Source organism: Siphonobacter aquaeclarae, assembly GCF_900103285.1.
Lineage (GTDB): Bacteria > Bacteroidota > Bacteroidia > Cytophagales > Spirosomataceae > Siphonobacter > Siphonobacter aquaeclarae.
Window position 1 is genome coordinate 258,386 of the sequence record NZ_FNGS01000001.1, and the last position, 20,025, is coordinate 278,410.

15 protein-coding genes are annotated in these 20,025 nt (G+C 56.0%); 14 read left to right on the forward strand and 1 reads right to left on the reverse strand.

The window, feature by feature from the left end; all coding sequences use genetic code 11:
- Positions 1-76: 76 nt before the first annotated feature.
- Positions 77-1,966 carry a T9SS type A sorting domain-containing protein gene (locus BLR09_RS00995; protein WP_176785395.1) on the forward strand — a complete coding sequence of 630 codons (1,890 nt, stop codon included), beginning with the start codon at positions 77-79 and terminating at the stop codon, positions 1,964-1,966.
- A gap of 72 nt (positions 1,967-2,038) precedes the next feature.
- Here BLR09_RS00995 and BLR09_RS01000 read toward each other — a convergent pair whose 3' ends face one another.
- On the reverse strand, positions 2,039-2,929 hold the full coding sequence (locus BLR09_RS01000; RefSeq protein WP_093196605.1) for a glycerophosphodiester phosphodiesterase family protein: 891 nt from the start codon (positions 2,927-2,929) through the stop codon (positions 2,039-2,041).
- A gap of 183 nt (positions 2,930-3,112) precedes the next feature.
- Between BLR09_RS01000 and BLR09_RS01005 the strand changes: the two genes are divergently transcribed.
- The 13 genes from BLR09_RS01005 (at position 3,113) to BLR09_RS01065 (ending at position 19,649) form a co-directional block, all read left to right on the forward strand.
- The gene (locus BLR09_RS01005) at positions 3,113-4,129 is read left to right on the forward strand and encodes a sensor histidine kinase (RefSeq protein ID WP_176785396.1); all 1,017 of its coding nucleotides are present in this window, start codon (positions 3,113-3,115) and stop codon (positions 4,127-4,129) included.
- Positions 4,130-4,142: 13 nt separating this feature from the next.
- On the forward strand, positions 4,143-5,597 hold the full coding sequence (locus tag BLR09_RS01010) for a TlpA family protein disulfide reductase (RefSeq protein WP_093196609.1): 1,455 nt from the start codon (positions 4,143-4,145) through the stop codon (positions 5,595-5,597).
- Entirely contained in the window at positions 5,594-6,256 is a 663-nt protein-coding gene (locus BLR09_RS01015) for a LytR/AlgR family response regulator transcription factor (RefSeq protein ID WP_093196611.1), read from the forward strand. Before BLR09_RS01010 ends, BLR09_RS01015 begins: the two co-directional genes overlap by 4 nt.
- A 62-nt stretch (positions 6,257-6,318) precedes the next feature.
- Positions 6,319-7,995: a GH39 family glycosyl hydrolase gene (locus BLR09_RS01020; protein WP_093196613.1), complete on the forward strand. Its 1,677-nt coding sequence runs from the start codon at positions 6,319-6,321 to the stop codon at positions 7,993-7,995.
- A gap of 91 nt (positions 7,996-8,086) precedes the next feature.
- Complete coding sequence (locus BLR09_RS01025) at positions 8,087-8,443, forward strand: hypothetical protein (RefSeq protein WP_093196615.1); 357 nt, start codon at positions 8,087-8,089, stop codon at positions 8,441-8,443.
- 74 nt (positions 8,444-8,517) lie between these two features.
- Positions 8,518-9,039, forward strand: coding sequence for a sigma-70 family RNA polymerase sigma factor (locus tag BLR09_RS01030; RefSeq protein WP_245689846.1), 522 nt, complete (start codon positions 8,518-8,520; stop codon positions 9,037-9,039).
- 64 nt (positions 9,040-9,103) lie between these two features.
- Positions 9,104-9,718 carry a hypothetical protein gene (locus tag BLR09_RS01035; protein WP_093196619.1) on the forward strand — a complete coding sequence of 205 codons (615 nt, stop codon included), beginning with the start codon at positions 9,104-9,106 and terminating at the stop codon, positions 9,716-9,718.
- Complete coding sequence (locus tag BLR09_RS01040) at positions 9,708-10,877, forward strand: Kelch repeat-containing protein (protein ID WP_093196621.1); 1,170 nt, start codon at positions 9,708-9,710, stop codon at positions 10,875-10,877. The genes BLR09_RS01035 and BLR09_RS01040 overlap by 11 nt, the downstream gene beginning before the upstream one ends.
- Before the next feature lie 184 nt (positions 10,878-11,061).
- Entirely contained in the window at positions 11,062-13,437 is a 2,376-nt protein-coding gene (locus BLR09_RS01045; RefSeq protein WP_093196623.1) for a TonB-dependent receptor, read from the forward strand.
- Between the two features lie 24 nt (positions 13,438-13,461).
- Positions 13,462-14,673: a DUF4374 domain-containing protein gene (locus tag BLR09_RS01050; protein ID WP_093196625.1), complete on the forward strand. Its 1,212-nt coding sequence runs from the start codon at positions 13,462-13,464 to the stop codon at positions 14,671-14,673.
- A gap of 17 nt (positions 14,674-14,690) precedes the next feature.
- The gene (locus BLR09_RS01055; RefSeq protein ID WP_093196627.1) at positions 14,691-15,899 is read left to right on the forward strand and encodes a DUF4374 domain-containing protein; all 1,209 of its coding nucleotides are present in this window, start codon (positions 14,691-14,693) and stop codon (positions 15,897-15,899) included.
- Positions 15,900-15,939: 40 nt separating this feature from the next.
- Positions 15,940-17,190: a PepSY-associated TM helix domain-containing protein gene (locus tag BLR09_RS01060; RefSeq protein WP_245689847.1), complete on the forward strand. Its 1,251-nt coding sequence runs from the start codon at positions 15,940-15,942 to the stop codon at positions 17,188-17,190.
- A gap of 29 nt (positions 17,191-17,219) precedes the next feature.
- Complete coding sequence (locus BLR09_RS01065) at positions 17,220-19,649, forward strand: TonB-dependent receptor domain-containing protein (protein WP_093196631.1); 2,430 nt, start codon at positions 17,220-17,222, stop codon at positions 19,647-19,649.
- Positions 19,650-20,025: the final 376 nt, after the last annotated feature.

Genomic DNA, 20,025 nt, shown 5'->3' on the forward strand with positions numbered 1-20,025 from the left:
TATTCTTTCAACTATGCGAAAACTATGTACTTCAATCCGGGCCCTCACGGGGGTCAGGGGGGCGGTTTATCTTACCTTGTTTTTACTCTTTTTAGTCGCTCCCTTCCTTGTTCAGGGCCAGGTCTGCGCACCGGCAACCGGCGGCGTCCGGGATTTTACCTTCAGCAGTACCACGAGTCAACTGACTTTTTATCCGGGTGAAGCGAGCGGCACCAATACATACGACCGTTCAACAGTCGGGCGTATCCGGCTGTCTGACGGCGCGACGGACCGTACCCTCAGCGCTGTTAAACGCACCATCCGTCCGCGTGTCGGCGTCGTCACGGGAAAAGTAATCCTGACGTTCTTCAAACTGACTTTATCAACGGGTTCAAGCCTGTCCATTTACCGGAACACGACCGGCACAGGGACGCCGGAACTGGTGATTACACCCACCAACGCTTCCTCCCTGCTGAATACCGAACGGATTTTCTCCGGAGATGTCACGCTGGTATTTACCGGCAATACCGGTACTGTTCCCGAAAACGTCAATATCCGCTACAACACGGGAGACGAGACGTTTACAACCTGCCGGGACCGCACCAGCGCCGTCTGGAAGGCGTTCATTCTTCCGAACAGCTTCGTCAACGTCGACGACATGGAGTATTACCAGCAGAACGCCGTGCCGATCTGCGTCGGGGAGTTTGACAGCAACAAGCAGTTTGTCCGTTCGGAGATCGCGTTTTGCATCCGGCACGATCTTGCCGCCGCGACGCCGGAACCTGGCTACAGCAAACAGTTTTACTTCGGGCAGGTGTCGTTTTCGCCGACGGCTACCGGTAATTCGTTTGACATTGACGCCAGCGGATCCTTCAACAACCAGGATCAGCTGAAATCCGCCCGGATCATGTGGCTGCTTGTCAACAGCCCGACGGGTTCGCTGGCCGAGCGCCGTGCCGTCCAGGTGGCCATCTGGCAAACGCTGGAAAATGCCGTGACGGCTTCGCTGACTTCTTCACTCGCTCAACAGGCTCAGAAACAGGTACCAACCCTGCCCAACCCGCCGGAACCGGTCCTATCGCTGACGAACGTGACCGGCTCGACGGTCCCCGTGAGTGCCGAGGTAACGTTTGCCCTTCATAGTAACGCGCAGACGTTGTCGCTGGCGGTGAGCTCCGGCGCGAAGATCCTGTCCGTCACAAACGGCCGTCTCGCCACCGATGTCCTGACCCTCGCCGATACCACCAAAGACGCCCTGATTACCGTAAGCCGGTCTACCTCCGGAAAAGCGACGCTCACCGCTACCTATAACGTCAGCGGGTACTGGAACCTGAGCAACCTGGAGATTTACCAGCCCTGTGACACTTATCGGGCAGGAGTACAGCCGTTTCTGGGCCTCGGCCAGGGCGATAATGCCCGGCCGTTTCGAGCCGCGTCGGCAGAATGGACCTCGGCGCTGCCCGTTACCCTTGCCGGGTTCGGAGCAACTGCCGAAGGAACGGCCGTGTTGTTGAACTGGGCCACATCTTCCGAAGAAAATACCGACCGCTTTGAGGTTGAACACAGCCTGGACGGACGTCGCTGGCAGCGAATCGGTACGCGGGCGGCGGTTGGAGAAAGTAAACGCATTGTTCGCTATTCGTTCCGGCATGAAAATCCCGCCGACGGCCCCAATTACTACCGGCTGGCGATGATTGACCAAGACCTTACACAAGCATATAGTCCGGTGCGCAGCGTGGTAATCGATAACCCGCTGGAGGTTTCGCTGTTTCCGAATCCGGTGACCGGCGGAAAACTGTTTGTGAACGGCGCGGCCCGGGTTGCGTCCGTCGAGATCGTTACGGCTGCCGGGGCGGTTGTCCGCAGCTTTTCAGGTGGAATGGAAGGAGGTATGGATACGGGCGGACTGTCGCCCGGCGTCTATCTCGTGAAAATCAACGGCAAGGAAGGCTCGACCGTGTCCCGGCGGATCATGGTCGCCCGGTAGCGTAACTGCTGAAAGGAGTGTGAACAAAAGCCCTTCACTGAAGGGCTTTTGTTTTTTCCGGGAAGACAGAAGTTACTGGTATTTCCCGGCGAGCCGGATCAGTTTATCGGGTGCGTTGGTGATGATCCCGTCAACGCCGAGATCCATGAGCCGTTGCATCTCTGTTTCGTCGTCCACCGTCCACGGCAGTACCTGAACGCCGGCCTCGTGCGCGGTTTTGACGAGGTCCGCGTTGACGAGCGAATAGTACGGGCTGTAGATATCCGGCTTGAAACCCAGCTTTCCGACGTTATCAGAAAAGGAGTCCCTGTTCATAATCAACAGCGCTTTTTTGACCGGAACCGACTGTTTATGAAGCACCTGAAGGGTACGGATGTCGAACGACTGAATCGTCACCCGCGGCAGCAGGCCTTTTTTCTGTTTCAGAACGCCCATCAGGCGGGAGACAAATTCCTCCGGAGCGGGATGGTAGACGCCATCGCCGGCAGGCGAGCATTTCGTCTCGATATTGTAAAACACCGGCTTCAGTTGATGCTTGCGCACATAGGTCTCGACGCTGTCGATCAGAACGGACAACAGCGGCTTGGACACCTTCATTTTCACCTGCTCCGGGAAGCGGGGGTGCGGTTTGGTGCCGGCGTCGTACGTCCGGATGCTGTCGTATTTCATCCGGTAGAGGGCGTAGTTTTTTTCTTCGGACTTCGGAATATCCGTTCCGTCGGGTCGCCGCATGAATTCGGAAGACATATAGACGTCGTGGGAGACGACCACCTGCCCGTCGGCCGAAATCACGCAGTCAAGCTCCAGCGTACGCGCGCCGAGGCGCACAGCATTGAGCATCGCGGGGATGGTGTTTTCAGGCAGCAGCGCCATGCCGCCGCGGTGTGCCTGAACGTCTGTTTTTTGCTGGGCGAAGGCGCTGATCGAGAGCACGCTGAGTGCTGCTATAAGTGTATGCTTCATCTGGAAACGGGAAAAGTACCGGTCGGATAGTTCCGGTTTTCGGGGGCCAAAAGTAGCCGACGGCGGGCCGGAGCATGTTACGGGGATGTTAAATCGCCCCGTGTGTGCGGTCTGTGACCACAAATTCCGGCGGCGATACCCCTTTTTCTTCGCGCTTCCGGTATGGATACCTTATTTCGGAGCATGAAAAAACGCTATCAATGGCTGCTGCATGCGGGAATACTGACGGGAATCCTTCTGCTGGTGGATGTATTCGATCATTACCAGCTGGAGCGTTCGGGCGGGCATCTTTTTCACGAAGACGGAAGCGTGGTTTCGTTATGGGACCGCATCCGGGGCCACCTGGCTTCACAGGGAATTGCCTGGATGGTACTCGCGGCGACAGGCGTGATCGAATGGGTTTATCATCGCGGATTCCGGAAAGGAAACCTGCTGATACTCGGTATTTTAAGCCTGCTGACAGGGTTGGTGCTGACTGCCGGTCTGCTTGCGTACAATACCTGGAGATTCGGCGTAGAGCGGTCGTTCCCGTGGGAGTTTGCCGGGCTTGTTGCCGGTTATACCTTTTTGTATTTGGTTGTCCGTGATTACTTCCGTCGGCTCGTCGTCTCGGCGCAGGAAAAAGCCGAACGCACCCAGGCGGAACTGATGGCGCTCCGCTCGCAGGTAGATCCCCACTTTCTCTTCAATACCCTCAATATGATTTACGGTACGGCGCTGAAGGAAAAGGCTCCGGAAACGGCTGACCACATCGAGCAACTGGCAGGCATGCTCCGTTACGTACTGATACGCTCCGAATCCGTCCCGGTCGAAGCCGAGAAACGGTTCCTGGAAGAATACCTTGCGCTGCAGCGAAAACGCATACCGGCAGGCGTGCGCCTGGACGTGTCGCTGCCGGCTGTCGACCCCGAAGTACGGATCGCGCCGTTGCTGCTGATTCCATTCGTGGAAAATGCGTTCCGGTATGGGATCAGCGCAGAGGAGCCGTCGTTCATCCGGCTGGAGCTGTCGGTCCGGAAAGGACGTCTGGATTTTTTCCTGCTAAACAGTATCCATGAAAAAAGTAGGCAGGTAACGGGAGAAGGAACGGGTATCCGGAATACGCTCCGGCGCCTGGAATTACTGTATCCCGACCGGCATACGATCCACATCGGCGAAACCCCGGAAGGTTTCCGGGTTGCGCTTACTCTTCATCTCTAATTTTCTTTTCCCGATGCGAATACTGCTTGTTTCTCTGGCGCTTTTCGGCGCCACGCACTTCTCTTTTGCCGGATTTTTGGTCAGCGGCCGGATTTCGGGGTTGAAGCCCGGCGCAAAACTCGTGTTTAACGTTCCGTTTGATTGCTGGTACGAATCTTCCCGATCGGTTCCGGTGATACCCGATTCCCGCGGTTTTTTCTCGGTGAAACTGGCCATCGGAAGGCCGCAGGTCTTTTTTTTCGAGCTGGATGGCAGGCGTGTTCGCCTGTATGCGGAACCGGGTAAATCGGTCGTACTTTCCGCCGAAGCCCCTGATTTTCCCCGGTCCCTGAAGTTCTCCGGCGTTCTTGCGTCCGAAAATGAGTTTCGTTGCAGACACGGCCTGGCCTGGACGGACACATCCGGAAACGTTCATCCCGACTCGATCCGCCAAAGCCGGATGAGGGAAGCGCAGTATGGCAGGAGGATGCTGCAAAAGGGAACCTTCCCGCGTCATTTCAGGCAGATGACAGAAGCAGATCTGAGGTGGCTGGCCGTCGGAGACCTGTGGGAGCAATCCTGGCGGGCAGACGCCTGGACTGCGGGAGACCGCGCGGCGCCGGATCGGGAAAAATGGCGAAATGCCCTGATACAGGCCTATGAGGGGATGGACTTATCCGATTCCCTGGCGCAGGCAAGCTACTACTATCAGCTGGCAGTTACCTACCTTCCCCGTTTTGTTCAGTACCGCGCGGCTTCGAAAGAGGCGTTTGCTGCATGGGTCGTTCAGTTCTTCGGAAAACCCTTCCCGGAAATCCGGGAAGAACTGCGGGAAAAGGGAGAGACGTACTGGGAGTACCGCGTTTTGGACGGGTCACTGACGGGAATAGCCAGGGAACGGGCCATTGCCGGATTGCTCATCCATCAGTCAGCATCCGGCTCGCTGGGCTATCTGAAAGAACTATCCTCCGGGTTTCATGCGCGGTTTCCGCAAAGTATTTACCGGCCGGAAGTGGATCGTTTGCTGGAACGGTACCTCCGTACGCAAACGGCAAAGGATCAGGGTATCCGATGGGAAGAGCCGGCTGCAACGCTCGATTCCCTGCTCGCGCGCTTTCGTGGAAAGGTAGTGGTCGTTGACCTGTGGGGCAGCTGGTGCGGGCCCTGCCGGGAGGAATTTGCCAGCCATCCGGCAGTCAAGGAAGCTGCAAAAGGCAAACCGGTGGTATTTCTGTACATCGCCGTCGAGCATACGCCGGAGCGCGTCCGGCGGCAGCGCTGGCAGGAGACGGTCCGGTTTTATGAACTGACGGGGTACCACGTGCTGGCGGGGAAAGACCTGGAACAGGATCTGATGAAGCGGTATGAAAGCCGGATGGTGTTTCCGTCATACATCCTGGTCGATAAATCCGGCCGTATTGTCAACCTGCATGCGGCGCATCCTTCTGAAACAAGTACCTTGCTGGCTCAACTATCCGTGCTTTTATGACGCTTCGTTGCATCGCGGTGGACGATGAGCCGGTCGCGCTGGAAATCATCCGTTCCCACGCTGAAAAAATCCCTTATCTGAACGTTCTGGGTACGTTTACCAGCGGATCGGAAGCCCTTGCCTTTGCCCGGCGGGAGGCGGTAGACCTGATCTTTCTGGATGTCCGCATGCCGGATATCTCCGGGCTGGATCTGGCCGCCCTGTTTGGAGACCGCGCCCGGATCATTTTCACGACGGCATACGTCGAGTTTGCCGTTCAGGGTTTTGAGCTCGATGCGGAAGATTACCTGTTGAAACCAATCGGTTTTGCCCGTTTTCTGAAAGCCTGCGAACGGGCCTGTAAACCGGCCGCGCAGCAGTATCTTTTTCTGAAGGAAGGGTACGACTGGGTCCGGGTGGATACGTCCATGCTTTTGTATGCCGAATCAGCGGATAATTATGTCAGTTTTGTGTCTGTCTCGGGAAAAACGCTGGTACGGATGACGCTTTCGGAGGCGCTGGACCGCCTGCCTTCCGGAGAATTTATCCGGATACACAAATCCTTTGTCGTATCTCTCCGGCATGTCCAGAAAGTGGAGCGGCATCAGGTCATCGCCGGCGGGAAAGCGATTCCCCTGGCGGCGAGCTACCGGGAAGCATTGCTGAAACGGCTTGGCTGAGTTTTCCGGGGAAGAAGCACTTTTTTTCGTCTTCCGGAAGATACCCTCTAAACCTTGTTAACATGCATTTTCTTCGGAAAATCATCGCTTTCGTGTTTTTGACGACGCTGGCGGCGAAAGCCCAGATACCCGTTCGCCTGACCGTCGACGCCGGCGGCTATCAGGGCGAACTGAAGCCCATCTGGGCCTGGTTTGGCTACGACGAGCCAAATTACACTTACATGAAGGACGGCAGGAAGCTGCTTTCCGAGCTGTCCAGGCTCAGCAAAGTACCGGTAAATGTCCGGGTGCACAGCCTACTGGTAACGGGCGACGGCACCGCCGCACTCAAATGGGGTTCTACCAATGCCTATACCGAAGATGCCGCCGGGAAGCCGGTGTATGACTGGACGATCACCGACCGGATTTTCGACACGTTTATCGAGCGGGGAATGAAACCCATTGCCCAGATCGGGTTTATGCCGGAAGCGCTGTCTGTCAAGCCGGTACCCTACCGGCACCACTGGAAACCGGGGGATAATTACAATGACATCTACACCGGTTGGGCCTATCCGCCGAAAGACTATGGAAAATGGGCGGAGCTGGTGTATCAATGGGTACGCCACTGCGTAGACCGCTACGGCAAAAAGGAAGTAGAAAGCTGGTATTGGGAACTTTGGAACGAACCGGATATCGGCTACTGGAAAGGTACGCCGGAGGAATTTCTGAAGATATACGACTACACCGCCGACGCCGTCAAACGTGCGCTGCCGACTGCCCGGATAGGCGGTCCGGAAGTAACGGGCCCCAACGGCCGCTCCGGCGGGAAGCTGCTCAGGCAGTTTCTTGACCACGTTACGACCGGTACCAATTACGTCACCGGAAAAACCGGCTCTCCGGTGGATGTCCTGACTTTTCATGCCAAAGGAGCTCCCAAACTGGTCAACGGAAACGTACAGATGAACATGGGTACCCAGCTCCGGGATATTGACAGAGGCTTTGAAATCATCGCCGGATACCCGTCTCTGAAAAACCTGCCGATCATCATCGGCGAGTCGGACCCGGAAGGCTGCGCCGCCTGCTCCGAGGACCTGCATCCGCAGAACGCCTACCGGAACGGTACGATGTATTCGAGCTATACCGCGGCGTCATTCGCCCGGAAGTACGACCTGGCGGCCAGTCGGGGCGTGAACCTGGCGGGGGCGGTTACCTGGGCATTTGAGTTTGAAGATCAGGCCTGGTTTCGCGGATTCCGGGATCTGGCGACCAATGGCGTCGACAAACCTGTTCTCAACGTATTTCGGATGTTCGGGATGATGGGTCGGCGTAAACTGCCGGTTTCCGGGGGGACGTACGATTACCGTCGCCTGCGCGATGAAAGCGTCCGGGCAGAACCGGATATCAATGCCCTCGCTTCCCGGGAGGACAAATCCGTCACAATCCTGGTCTGGCATTACCACGATGATCATATTCCGGGGCCGGCGGCGTCCGTTGCCCTCGATGTACAGCACGTACCTGCCGGCACTTGCAAAGTCGAGGAGTTTCGGGTGGATGCCGCGCATTCCAATTCCTACGAGACCTGGAAAAAAATGGGTTCGCCGAAAGTGCCGACCGAGGCACAGGTCGCCGCGCTGGAAAAGGCCGGGCAATTGGAAAAAAACGGACCGGATCAGCGCCTCAGGGCAGTTGACGGTACGCTTTCTCTTCGGGTCGACCTTCCGAGGCAGGGTGTTTCCCTGCTGCGCGTCAGCTGGCGGTAATCCGCTCATCCGGTCTTCCTGCCGCAAGTACCAGTTTTGCTGGTGAATAGGGTATTGCATCCTACCTTGCAATGCAAACTACTAGCAAGCCATGCGAAACCTGCTTTTTGTACTCCTGCTGCTGACCGGCTGCGCGCACCGGGGCGACTACCTGTCATTCAAGGTAAATGACTCCGACGAAACCTTCCAACTGTCGGCGGAATACAATCCCGACAAAACCGAACAGGTACAGGAATACCTGGACGAAAAACTCACTACCGGGAACGATGCGTCGTTCGAAAACGCGGAAATCGACGCGACAATGACACTGAACGATAAAACGCATTTCTACATCCGGTCGAACCCCGGCGAGCTGCTCATCCGCTTCAACAAGTCCGAGAACTCGAAAGCATCCTATCTGAAAATGAAAGAGTTAAGTAAAGGACTCAAAGATGTTCTGACTGATTGACCGGAAAGAAGTCACTTTATTTTTATTTAGTCTAAATAATTGGCTAGGTTTGCAGGACAATAAGCCCTGTTTACTTGTCGACAACCAGCCCGCATACCGCCTTCTCCGATCCTCAGGCCTTCAAACAGGTGTATACCCGCCATTGGAAGCAGGTGTATGCCGTTTGCTACAGCCACCTGAAGGAGGTCGATACGGCGCAGGAAATGGTGCAGGATATTTTTCTGTCGTTGTGGGAACGGCGGCAAACACTCGTCATCACCACCTCTCTCGAACATTACCTGGTCCGGGCCGCGAAAATGAAGGTATTGGAGCATTTCCGAAACCAGACCATCCGCAGCAACTATGTTCCTGATGTGCCGGTGGCGACAGAAGCGACCGAACGGGAAATCGAATACAACAGCCTGCACGAAAACCTGGAGCGACTGCTCGGGCAGCAGCCAGATCAGTCCCGGCAGGTTTTCTCGCTTCGCCAGCAGGGGATGAGCAACCGCGAAATAGCCAGCAAACTCGGCTTTTCCGAGAAAGCGGTGGAATACCATGTAACGCGCGTCCTGCGGTTTCTGCGGGAGCGTCTTCACCTGGTGCTCGACCGCTGAATTTTTGGGGGAAGGTTAGGGTCAGGCCCCGGCTTGTGCAACTACCCTCAAAAGAGCAGAAACGATGCCGATTCCGATTACCCCGGCTTTATTGACCCGGTACCACGAAGGCCGCTGTACGCCTGAAGAGCAGGCAGCAGTAGCAGACTGGCTTTCCGATCCGACAACCGATGACACCCTTCCGCTTCCGGAGCTGAGTGAGGTACACGGCGCGCGGATCTGGAAGGGCGTGGCGCGGGGTATGCGCCCGCGCAGGTACCTCCGGGGACTGGCTGCAGTGGCGGTACTGGCGGTAGTCGGTTGCTTCTTTGTCTTTCGCCCGGCGCCTCCGGATGTTTGGACCGCGCGGAACGACGCTACAGGTACGTCGGCGGCCGATCTCGGCGGTTTGGGTATCGCCCTGTCGCCCCAAAGCACGGTACAGGTCCGCGAGACCGACGGCATACGCCAGGTCGATTTCAGCGGCGCCGTGGAAGTGACGAACCGGACCGGCCGGGATATCTGCCTCGTATTCGGCTCCGGAAACCGCGCGAGGCAAACGATACGGCTGGCGGCAGGCCGCTCCTGCGTGGCGGTACAATACCATTTCCGGTCGGATGAGATTGTCGTAGTCAAGCGGCTGCTGGATCTCCCGCCTGTACTTCTCACCCGGATCCGGAACGACTTCCGTGCGATTTAATGTCTTCTTTTGGCTCCTTTGCTACGGGTGGGTAGCAGGCTGCCGGCCCGACCCGGATGCGCGCCGCTTCGGTGTGATTTTCTTCTACAACGACAAGGAGTACTTCATCGAAACGCCTTCGTTTACGGAGGGTACGGTGACGGCGCCTCCGCAGCCGGACGACTTTTCCAGCGCCATAATTTTCGGGTACCGCAACGGGTATTACTATGGGATGGAAGCCGAAAAGGAAAAGCTCATCCGCTACCGGACCGTTGGCAATGAGCTTGTCGTCGAAAAGGAACTTTCCTATAAAGGTACTCCCTGGAGCTACTATTCGAGTTGGCATAACTGGCTGGATGACAATACCTTATTGATGGGGACGACAAACGGGGACGGAAAGGAGTTCGACTACGCCATCATCAACGTGACCGATATGCAGTTTCTCGCGAAAGGAAAACTCGACCTGCCTTCACCCGGTCCGAAAGAACACTACGGCGGTATTTTCGCACAGCACCGGGGCGACCGCCTTTATGTCGGCTATTCGCTTTACGAAGGCTTCCGCTCGCCGGTACCGGCACAGGATACTACCTACCTGGCAACGATCGCGTATCCGTCGATGAAAACGGTTGGTATTCAGAAAGATACGCGCTCTACGTGGCCAGGCGGCTACTACCTGCACGGTTCGTTTTCGTTTGTGAACGACGACGCGATCTACTTCATGACCGAGCCGGGCGGCCGCACCCATAACCATCCGACGGCGCGGTCGGGTATCTACCGCATTCCGGCCGGGCAGGACCTGCTCGATAGTACCTATTTCTTTCCCATTGCCGACAAGCAGACCGAGGAAGCCTACGAGCTATTCCCGCTCGGGCGCGGAAAGGCCCTGACGAAGGTAATTGCCAACAGGCGGGTCACCCAGTACATGGACTACCTGCACAAGCATGTCGTGGAATACTATGTCCTGGATCTCAAAACCCGGACCCGGAAGAAACTGCCCCTGCCGCTCGACGAGCTGGAATTTGTGCAGAATGTATTGGCAGACGGGGACGATGTATATATCGCTGTGAATACCGGCGACGAGGAGTCAACCATCTGGAAATACGACCTGAAAAAAGGCACGCTCACCAAAGGAATACACATTCCGGGCCGTGTATATCACCTGAACCGGCTTCCCGATTGAGAAAATCGAAAAAACACAGCAGCCGGTTTAGGGACAGCAGCCCCCTTGCGCTACTCCTTATTTAGAACGCCTCTACGGAGCGGCTCTTCCAGCCCGAAAAAACCTGAAAATAAAAAGAGCCGGTCAGTTGCAGCTGGCCGACTCATCCCTGACGGGAACTTTTAACGTCGTACCATTAAAAGTAATGCAAGTTAGGAATTTTCTTCTAACGGGTATCGTCTGTACCCTGTCCCTGATGGGCTTTGCCCAGTCGAAAGGGACCCTCTCCGGGCATGTTTTCTCGGACCAGTCCGAGGCCCTGACCGGCGCCTCCGTTCTGCTGAAAGGCACCGGTAAAGGTGTTTTCACGAACGACAAAGGCGCATGGCAACTCGAACGTCTGACGCCGGGCGCGTATGTGCTGGTTGTCTCGTTTGTCGGCTACCAACCGGTTGAAAAGCCGGTGACCATCCGGGGAGACGAGCACCACAAACTCAACATCGTTCTCCGCCCGGGCAGCCGGGACCTTGAGACGGTATCGGTCATCGGCCGGACGGAGGCGAAGGAAACCAGCCGCCTCGCCTACAACGTGACCGCGATTGATGCCCGGCAACTTCACAACACGACGCTCGATCTGGCCAATGTACTCGACCGAGTATCCGGCGTTCGGGTACGGGAATCGGGCGGTCTCGGGTCCAATTTTCAGTTTTCGCTGAATGGATTTACAGGTCGGCAAGTACGGTTTTTCATCGACGGCATCCCGATGGACAATTTCGGATCGTCGTTTCAACTCAATAACATACCGGTCAATATTGCCGACCGGATCGAGGTATACAAGGGCGTCGTCCCGATCTGGCTGGGCGCCGATGCGCTCGGCGGCGCGGTCAACATCGTCACCAATCCCAACCGGCGGAACTACCTCGATGTATCGTATTCCTACGGTTCGTTCAATACGCATCGCTCAACGGTCAACGTCGGCTACACGACGAAAAACGGCTTCACGATGCAGCTCAACGCCTTTCAGAATTATTCAGATAATGATTACTGGGTGAATGTGGACGTGGTACCCGACCTGACGACGGGCCTGTCCGTCCCGATGCGCGTCCGCCGTTTTCACGACAAATACCGGAACGAAACGCTCATCGCGCAGGTGGGTGTAGTAAACAAGTCCTGGGCCGACCGTTTTCTGATCGGCATGACGCTCGGGCAGAACCAGGCAGATATCCAGACCGGCAACCGCATGTACGACGTGTTCGGGGAGCGCCGTTCCCGCGGGAATATCCTCATGCCCTCCGTCCGTTATACCAAAAAAGACCTGCTGACAAAGGGCCTGAGCCTGACAGTCAACGGAAACTTTAACTTCGGTCAGGAACAGGCGATTGATACGGCTTTCAAGCAATACAACTGGCTGGGCGGGTTTATTTACAAGGGAAGCAATCCGGGGATACCCGGCGGCGAGCTGGCACGGACGCTCTACCAATTCCGGAACAACAACGGGCTCGTCAACGCGACGGCGAGCTACCAGGCGACCGACCGCCATTCCTTCGTCCTCAATTATACCTTCAATACGTTTGACCGGAAGGGCTCGGACGAGCTCAATCCCGCCGATGAGGCCATTCGCCAGCCGAAGAAAACCGGTAAGCATGTGCTGGGCGTTGCCTATCGGTATGACATCAGCTCCCGGTGGAATGCGACGGTTTTTGCGAAAGAATACCTGCTGAAAAGTAAGTCGCACAAAGTACTCAACGACGAATACTTCATCCAGGAAAATACGCTTTCCCAACAGGGGTATGGCATCGCGGGGACGTGGTTTGCGCGTCAGAACCTGCAACTGAAAGGTTCGTATGAAAAGAGCTACCGGTTGCCGGAAAACGACGAACTATTCGGGGATGTCATCGCCAACCTGGCTGCCAACGCCAACCTGCGGCCTGAAAGCAGCCATAACTTCAACGTGGGAGCCAACTTTACCCATGCGATCAACAAGGTACATCAGTTCTATTTCGATGCGAACCTGATTTACCGCTCCGCGAAAGACTTCATCCGTCCGAGCCTCTATAGTTCGTTCGGAAGGGCTGAACGCCAGATGGTTAACCTCCGCGATGTGAGCAACGGCGGGCTCGACGGCGAAATCCGGTATTCCTACAAGCGGCTCTTCACAGCGGGCGTGACCGTGACGTATCAGAACATCCGGAATACAACCAAATACGAAGGCTCCACGTCGGTCAGCCCGGTGTACAAAGACCGGATTCCGAATATGCCGTACTTCTTCGGAAACGGGAATGCTTCGCTGTTTCTGCGGAATGTTGGCGGGCCGGGCAATACCCTCACCATCGGCTATAACCTGCTCTACGTACACGAGTACTACCTCCGCTGGCCGAGCCAGGGTGCGGCAGGGAGCAAGCTGACCATTCCGGAGCAGCTCGCCCATGACGTCAACGCGGTATATGCCCTGCGGGATGGCCGGTACAATATTTCGCTGGAGTGCCGCAACCTGACTGACGCTACCCTGTACGACAACTTCAGTCTTCAGAAACCCAGCCGGTCGTTTGCCGTGAAACTCCGCTACTTCCTGCAGCAATAAACCCTTTCATCCCTTTCAGATACCATGAAAAAAGTCCTTTTACTGCCCGGTATGCTATGCCTGCTGGCACTGGCCTCCTGCGATAAAAAAGAAAAAGAAACACCGGAGCCGGCGGGTAAGTCGCGCTACGTATTCGTTGCCTATTCCGTTGGTTCCAGCGGAGAGTCCGCTCCGTACATCATCGCTGCGGATTCGGTGACGGGAGGTACCCTCACCACTACGGGCGAAGGCGTCGAAACCGATGCCTACTCCTTTCTGGCTCAGAACAATACCCTCTTCGCGATGGTATATGGCGGGCAGGGGCCGATCACGCCGTATAAACTTGACAGCAAGGGAAAAATCGCGCAGGTTGGCAACACCGTCAATGCCGTAACCGCCGGTATCTACGGCGCGGTGAATCAGGATGCGTTCGTCGGCGCACAGGTTTCCCGCGTGAAGTCGGACCCGACTGCCACGTTCTTCCGTTTCGACGCGCAGAAGTATATCCTCGCCGGAACGAGTACCGTCAACCTCCTTCAGGTAGCTGGAAACGGAGAAATGGCTACTTTCTCTGGTGTTACACAAGTAGAAAATCAGCTATTCCTGCCCTTCTACTGCACGCCGGGCGAGAGCGGTAAAACGACGCAGTTTCCCGACAGCACCTACATCGCCGTTTTCAGCTATCCGGAAATGCAGTTCAAAAAAGTAATCCGCGACGGCCGGACCGGTACCATCGGCAACTGGTTCGGCATGCAGGGCGTGGCGACGGTGGAAAGCGGCGACGTATATGCATGGTCGACCGCGAACGGGTCTAAAAATCCTTCGGCCATCGTCCGCATCAAAAAAGGGCAGGAGGTCTTTGATCAGAGCTACTTCTTCAACGTCGAAGAGAAAACAGGCGGCCTGAAACTCAGCCGGGGCGAGCACGTCGCCAACGGAAAGTTCCTCTTTTCGATTTACACAGCCGGAAATGTGTCTGCCAATGGCATCTCCGGCGGTCGGGTGAGGCTGGCGATCGCTGACGTGAATGCGCAGACGATTACCTGGGTCGACGGCGTACCTGAGCACGCGACCCTGCCGTACAAAAACAAAACATACAGGGAAAGCGACGGCAAAACCATCCACTACGTGCTGAAGGAAGACAGCGGCAGGTTTGCCGTCTACACCATTGACGTGACCACGGCGAAAGGCAAACGCGGTCTCCAGTTTGACAACGTAAGCGACGTCACGACCATCACCAAACTTTCCTACGAATAACAGGCAACACCACCACCATGCGTAAATCCATTCTTTTCGGGGCGCTGGCCCTCTGCGGGCTTTTCGTTGGTTGTTCGAAAGACGCTGACGACAACAACGGTCCGGCCGCCGGTACCGGGTCCAAATATGTATTCGTCGCCTATTCCGTCGGCTCGGAAGGCATTGAATCCGCACCTTATATCATCACCGCCGACTCGGTAACGGGCGGAAAAGTAGGTCTGTCGAAAGGCGTCGAAACCGACGCATATTCCTTCGTTCCGTTGGCAAACAAGCTGTTCGCCGCCGTCTGGGGCGGGCAGGGGCCGATCACGCCGTACCAACTGGATGCAACGGGCAAAATCGTGCAGGCCGGCAATACCGTCAACGCCGTCACCGCGCCGATCTATGGCCCGGTGAACGAGGAAGAGTGGGTAGGCGGAGGCTTCGTTGAAGGTGTCTCTGACCCGATGTCGACGCTGTTCCGGTTCAACGCCAAAAACCTGATACTGTCCGGACGGAATACCATTGATATGACGAAAGTGACCGGCAACGGTGAAATGCCTTCCTGGTATGGCGTGTTCCCGGTTGATGGCGACAAGCTGTACATTCCGTTTGAATGTTTCCCCGGAGTAGACGGGCAGACGACCAAATTCAAGGACAGTACCTGGGTGATGGAAGTGAGCTACCCGGACCTGAAGTATCAGAAGGTCATCCGCGACGGTCGTTCGGCCTTTATCGGTAGCTGGTTCGGCATGCAGGGGCTGCGGCAGATTGAGGATGGGGACGTCTACGCCTGGTCTACCGCGGCGGAATCAAAGAACCCGTCCGCGATTATGCGGATCAAAAAGGGACAGGATGTCTTTGACCAGAGTTACTTCTTCAATGTGGAAGCCAAAACCGGTATGAAAGTCGGCCGCGGCGACTACATCAGCGGCAGCCGGTTCCTGATGTCATTCTACACCACGAAAGAACAATCGCTGGAGTGGAACGGCCGGACGAAGCTCGCCATCGTCGACGTCAAGGCGCAGACCGTCACCTGGGTAACCGGTGTTCCGGAACATGCACAGATGTCGTACAAGCAGAAAACTTTTGTGGAAGAAGACGGAAATACCGTCCGGTATGTCCTGAAAGACGACGCCGGCAAAATCTTCGTCTACAACATCGACGCAAACAAAGCTACCGGCTTCAAAGGCCTGGAGTTCGACGGCATCGCCGACATAACGACCATTTCCCGACTGAAATACTGATCCGATGGCCGGCGGGGCACCCGCCGTATCCGCTACGCGCATGAGCACCTTTCGAAAAATAAACAACTGGCTGCACCTCTGGCTGGGCCTGATTTCCGGCATCATCGTTTTCATTGTCTGCGTGACGGGTTGTATCTGGGTCTTCAACGAGGAAATTACTGCCCTCCTGGAGCCGGAAACCCGCGTGGCGCGGCAGGAGAAGCCGGTACTGACGCCTTCGCAGATCCGGCATACGGTTTCGGCCCTGTATCCGGGCAAAAACGTATCCTATGCCCTGTATCACCAGGGGCAGGCGGTGGAGGTGCAGGTGGGAGAGTGGAAGGCCGAGCACTATGCTGTGAAGTTGAATCCGTATACGGGAGAGGTGCTTCGCCGGGATGTTTTGCAGAAAGACGACGTTGATTTTTTCCGCTTCATCCTCAACGGGCACCGCTTTTTGTGGCTGCCCTGGAAGATCGGCCGGCCGATTGTCAACTACGCTACGCTGACGTTTGTCGTACTGCTGGTTACCGGTCTGATCTGGTGGTACCCCAAAAAATGGACGAAAAGCACGGTTGAAAAGAGCTTTACCATCAAATGGAAAGCGTCGTTCAAGCGCGTCAACCTCGACCTGCACAACGTACTCGGCTTTTATTCTCTCTTGGTGCTGCTGGCGATTGCCCTGACGGGTATGGTATGGGGAATCCAGTGGTACAGCGACGGCCTGTACTGGGTGACTTCCGGGGGGAATTCCCTGCCGGAATGGCCGAAGCTTCAATCGGATACCCTGCAGGTCAACAAGCACTTCACCCTGGATCGGGCAATGGACAAAGCCTGGGAGACTGTTTTGAAAGAAAACCCAAAGGCCCAGGGGTTTTACTACAGCTATCCGGATGAAGCGAAGGAGGCGATTTCGATCATTATTTATCCGACTGCTGGTATGTTTTACGACAACCGTGGCTACGCCTTTGACCAGCATACGCTGAAGCGGCTACCGCGTAACGAAGTGTATGACGTACCATACGAAAAAGCGCCTTTCGGTGCGAAACTGCGCCGGATGAACTATGACATTCACGTCGGGGCGATTCTGGGTTTTCCGGGGAAAGTCCTGGCATTTCTGGCAAGTCTGATCGGCGCCAGCCTGCCCGTCACCGGATTTCTGATCTGGTGGGGTCGTAAGAAGAAAAAGCCGAAGAAAGATACCAGAGTGGCCCGCCCGCCGCGGGCGACTACCGAAAATACCGCACTGCGCCGTGCGCCGCGGCCCGTTCTGGCCCGGGGAGCCGGAAAGCCAGGCGGAGAGCAGGTTTGATTCCCGCACTTCCTTAACAAACCAACCCTATGCTTATCAAAACAGGCCTGGCGGCCGGGATGCTCCTGCTTCCGGCCAGCCTGATCGCTCAATGCCAGGTGAAAGGCAACGTCGCAGACCCGGCAGGGAAACCGCTGGAGTTTGCGACCGTGGCCCTGTACCGCACCGCTGATTCTACCCTCGTAAAAGGGACGGTTTCCGATGCTTCCGGGCACTATCTTTTCAAGTCCGTTCCGAACGGGACCTATTACACCGAAGCCAGTTTTGTAGGATACCGGCCGGTAAGAAGCGCCGGCTTTCAGGCGCACGGAGCAGAAATGGACATTGCCACGCTGGTGTTGCATCCGACGGAGCAGTCGCTGCAATCGGTGACGGTTACGGCGAAAAAGGCGCTGGTTGAGCAACATCCCGACCGGACCGTCATCAACGTCAGCAACAGCGTGCTGGCGGAAGGCAATACCGCGCTGGAGGTGCTGGAAAAAGTACCGGGTGTAACGGTCGACGACGAAGGCAATATCACCCTCAAAGGAAAGCAGGGGGTGACGGTCATGCTCAATGGAAAACTCACCTATCTGTCTCAGAAAGAGCTGACTACGCTGCTGCGCGGTACGCCGTCGGCCTCGATTTCCAAAGTAGAAATCCTGACGCAGCCCTCCGCCCGCTATGACGCCAAAGGAAATGGCGGTATTCTCAACATCGAACTGAAAAAGAACGAACTGACGGGCTTCAACGGCAATGCCTACGCCAACGCGGCGCACAGCCGGAAGCCCCGCTACGGCGCGGGCCTCAACCTCAATTACCGCAGCGGGAAGATCAATGCCTTTGGCAGCTATGACCATGCCTACCGGGGAGAAAAAGAGCTGCTGTCGTACACACGGCGCTTCCGCCAGAGCGGGCAGGCGGAGCCGGACCGGGTTTCCTTCCAGCATACCGTCACGGATGAGCCGCTGTATACCAATACTTTCAAAGCCGGTCTTGATTTCTTTGCCGACAGTCGCAATACCCTCGGGTTTGTCCTGAACGGGAACGTCGGGACGTATAGCAACTACGGGTCGACCTCCAACCGCCTCCAGAAAATGACCGGCGCGCTCATCGCCGACGCCCGCAGTGCCAATTCGGACGAAAGCCGCTGGTCCAGCCTGTCATACAACGCCAACTATACCCGCAAATTCCGGAAGGAAGGCCGCCAGTTTTCCGCCGATCTGGATTACTCGGGAAACCGGTTTCAGTCCAATCAATTGCTCGATACCCGGTACCTCGACGAAGGCGGCGCATATACCGACCGCCGCTCGATGCGCCGCGGCGATATTCCCTCCTATACCTGGGTATATGTCGGGAAGGCCGATTATGTTCATCCGTTGGGAAAAAACACGAAGCTGGAAACCGGCTGGAAGAGCAGCTACGTAGCCGTCAATAATGAAGTGAAATACGATACGCTGGCGGTGAACGCGTGGGTACCGGACCGGTCGGCATCGAACCGGTTTACCTACCGGGAAACGATCCACGCCGGCTATGTGCAGGTTGGCGGAGACTGGGGCGCGTACCAGTATCAGGTCGGACTCCGGGGCGAATATACCCGGACGAAGGGCCACCAGGTGACGACCGACTCGCTTGTCCGCCGGGAGTACTTCCAATTGTTTCCGAGTCTGTCTGTCGGGCGTAAATTCAACGACCGGCACCGCCTGCAATTTTCCTACAGCCGCCGCATTGAACGTCCTGATTACGAAGATCTAAACCCGTTCCGGTTTTTCCGGGATCCGTTTTTGTACTACGAAGGAAACCCGTTTCTCCAACCCGAGCTGACGCATTCGGCAGAGCTGGGGCATACCTTCCGGAATACGCTGACGACGACAATCGACTACAGCTATACCTCGAACGTCATCAACTGGATGATGGGGCAGATCGACTCCACCAATACGACATTTCAGGGGCCGCAGAACCTGAAGAGCTTTGTGCATTACGGCATCAGTTTTTCGGCATCTCAGCCGGTGGTTTCGGGGTGGACGACCAACAACTTCCTCTCCGTTTTCCGGAATGAGTACCGCGGCGATCAGCATGGTGGAAACCTTCGGAACGGGCTGACCGGCTTTACGTTCAATTCCCAGAATACGGTGCAGCTCGCGAAGCATACATCGGCGGAAATCAGCCTGTCCTACTATTCCAAATCGGTTTACGGTGTCTTCGTGACCAATCCGTATATGGTGGTTTCGGCGGGCGTTCAACGCCAGGTACTCAATAAACAGGGCACGCTCAAATTAGCCGCGAATGACCTGTTTCAGGGACGGAAACGGGTGCAGACCGCCCGCTATGAAAACCTCGATCTGAATACGAATATCCGCTTTGACAGCCGGGTGATTACCCTCTCGTTTTCCTACCGGTTCGGTAACCAGAACCTGAAAGCCGGCGGAAGCCGGAAGACCGGATCCGACGAGGTACAAAGCCGCGTAAAGGGAAATTAGGGATAGGTAACCAACGCGTCTTTTGGCATAGAAAACGGGTATACCGGAATCCTGAAAATGAGTAGTTCTTTATGTAAACTATTGGCTATTTCCGGTTGACGGTTTTCTGTTCAGTACTTAGTCGCAGTAGCAGGCGGATAGTATACGGGTTGCCTGTGCAGGAATACCTGTACTGTATTCATAAACAGAAAGTTACATATAAAATGGGTTATACTGGGCAAAAGAAAGTATGGATTATAGGGTTCAGAAAGCACTCGTTAAAGATAAAATTCGTCTAAAAAGGAATAAATAATACTCACTTGAGAGATGCCCGCCCGGCAGTGAATGGATAGTTATGTGTCCGGCACTGCCAGGCTTTTTGTTTGCCGTATTCCCG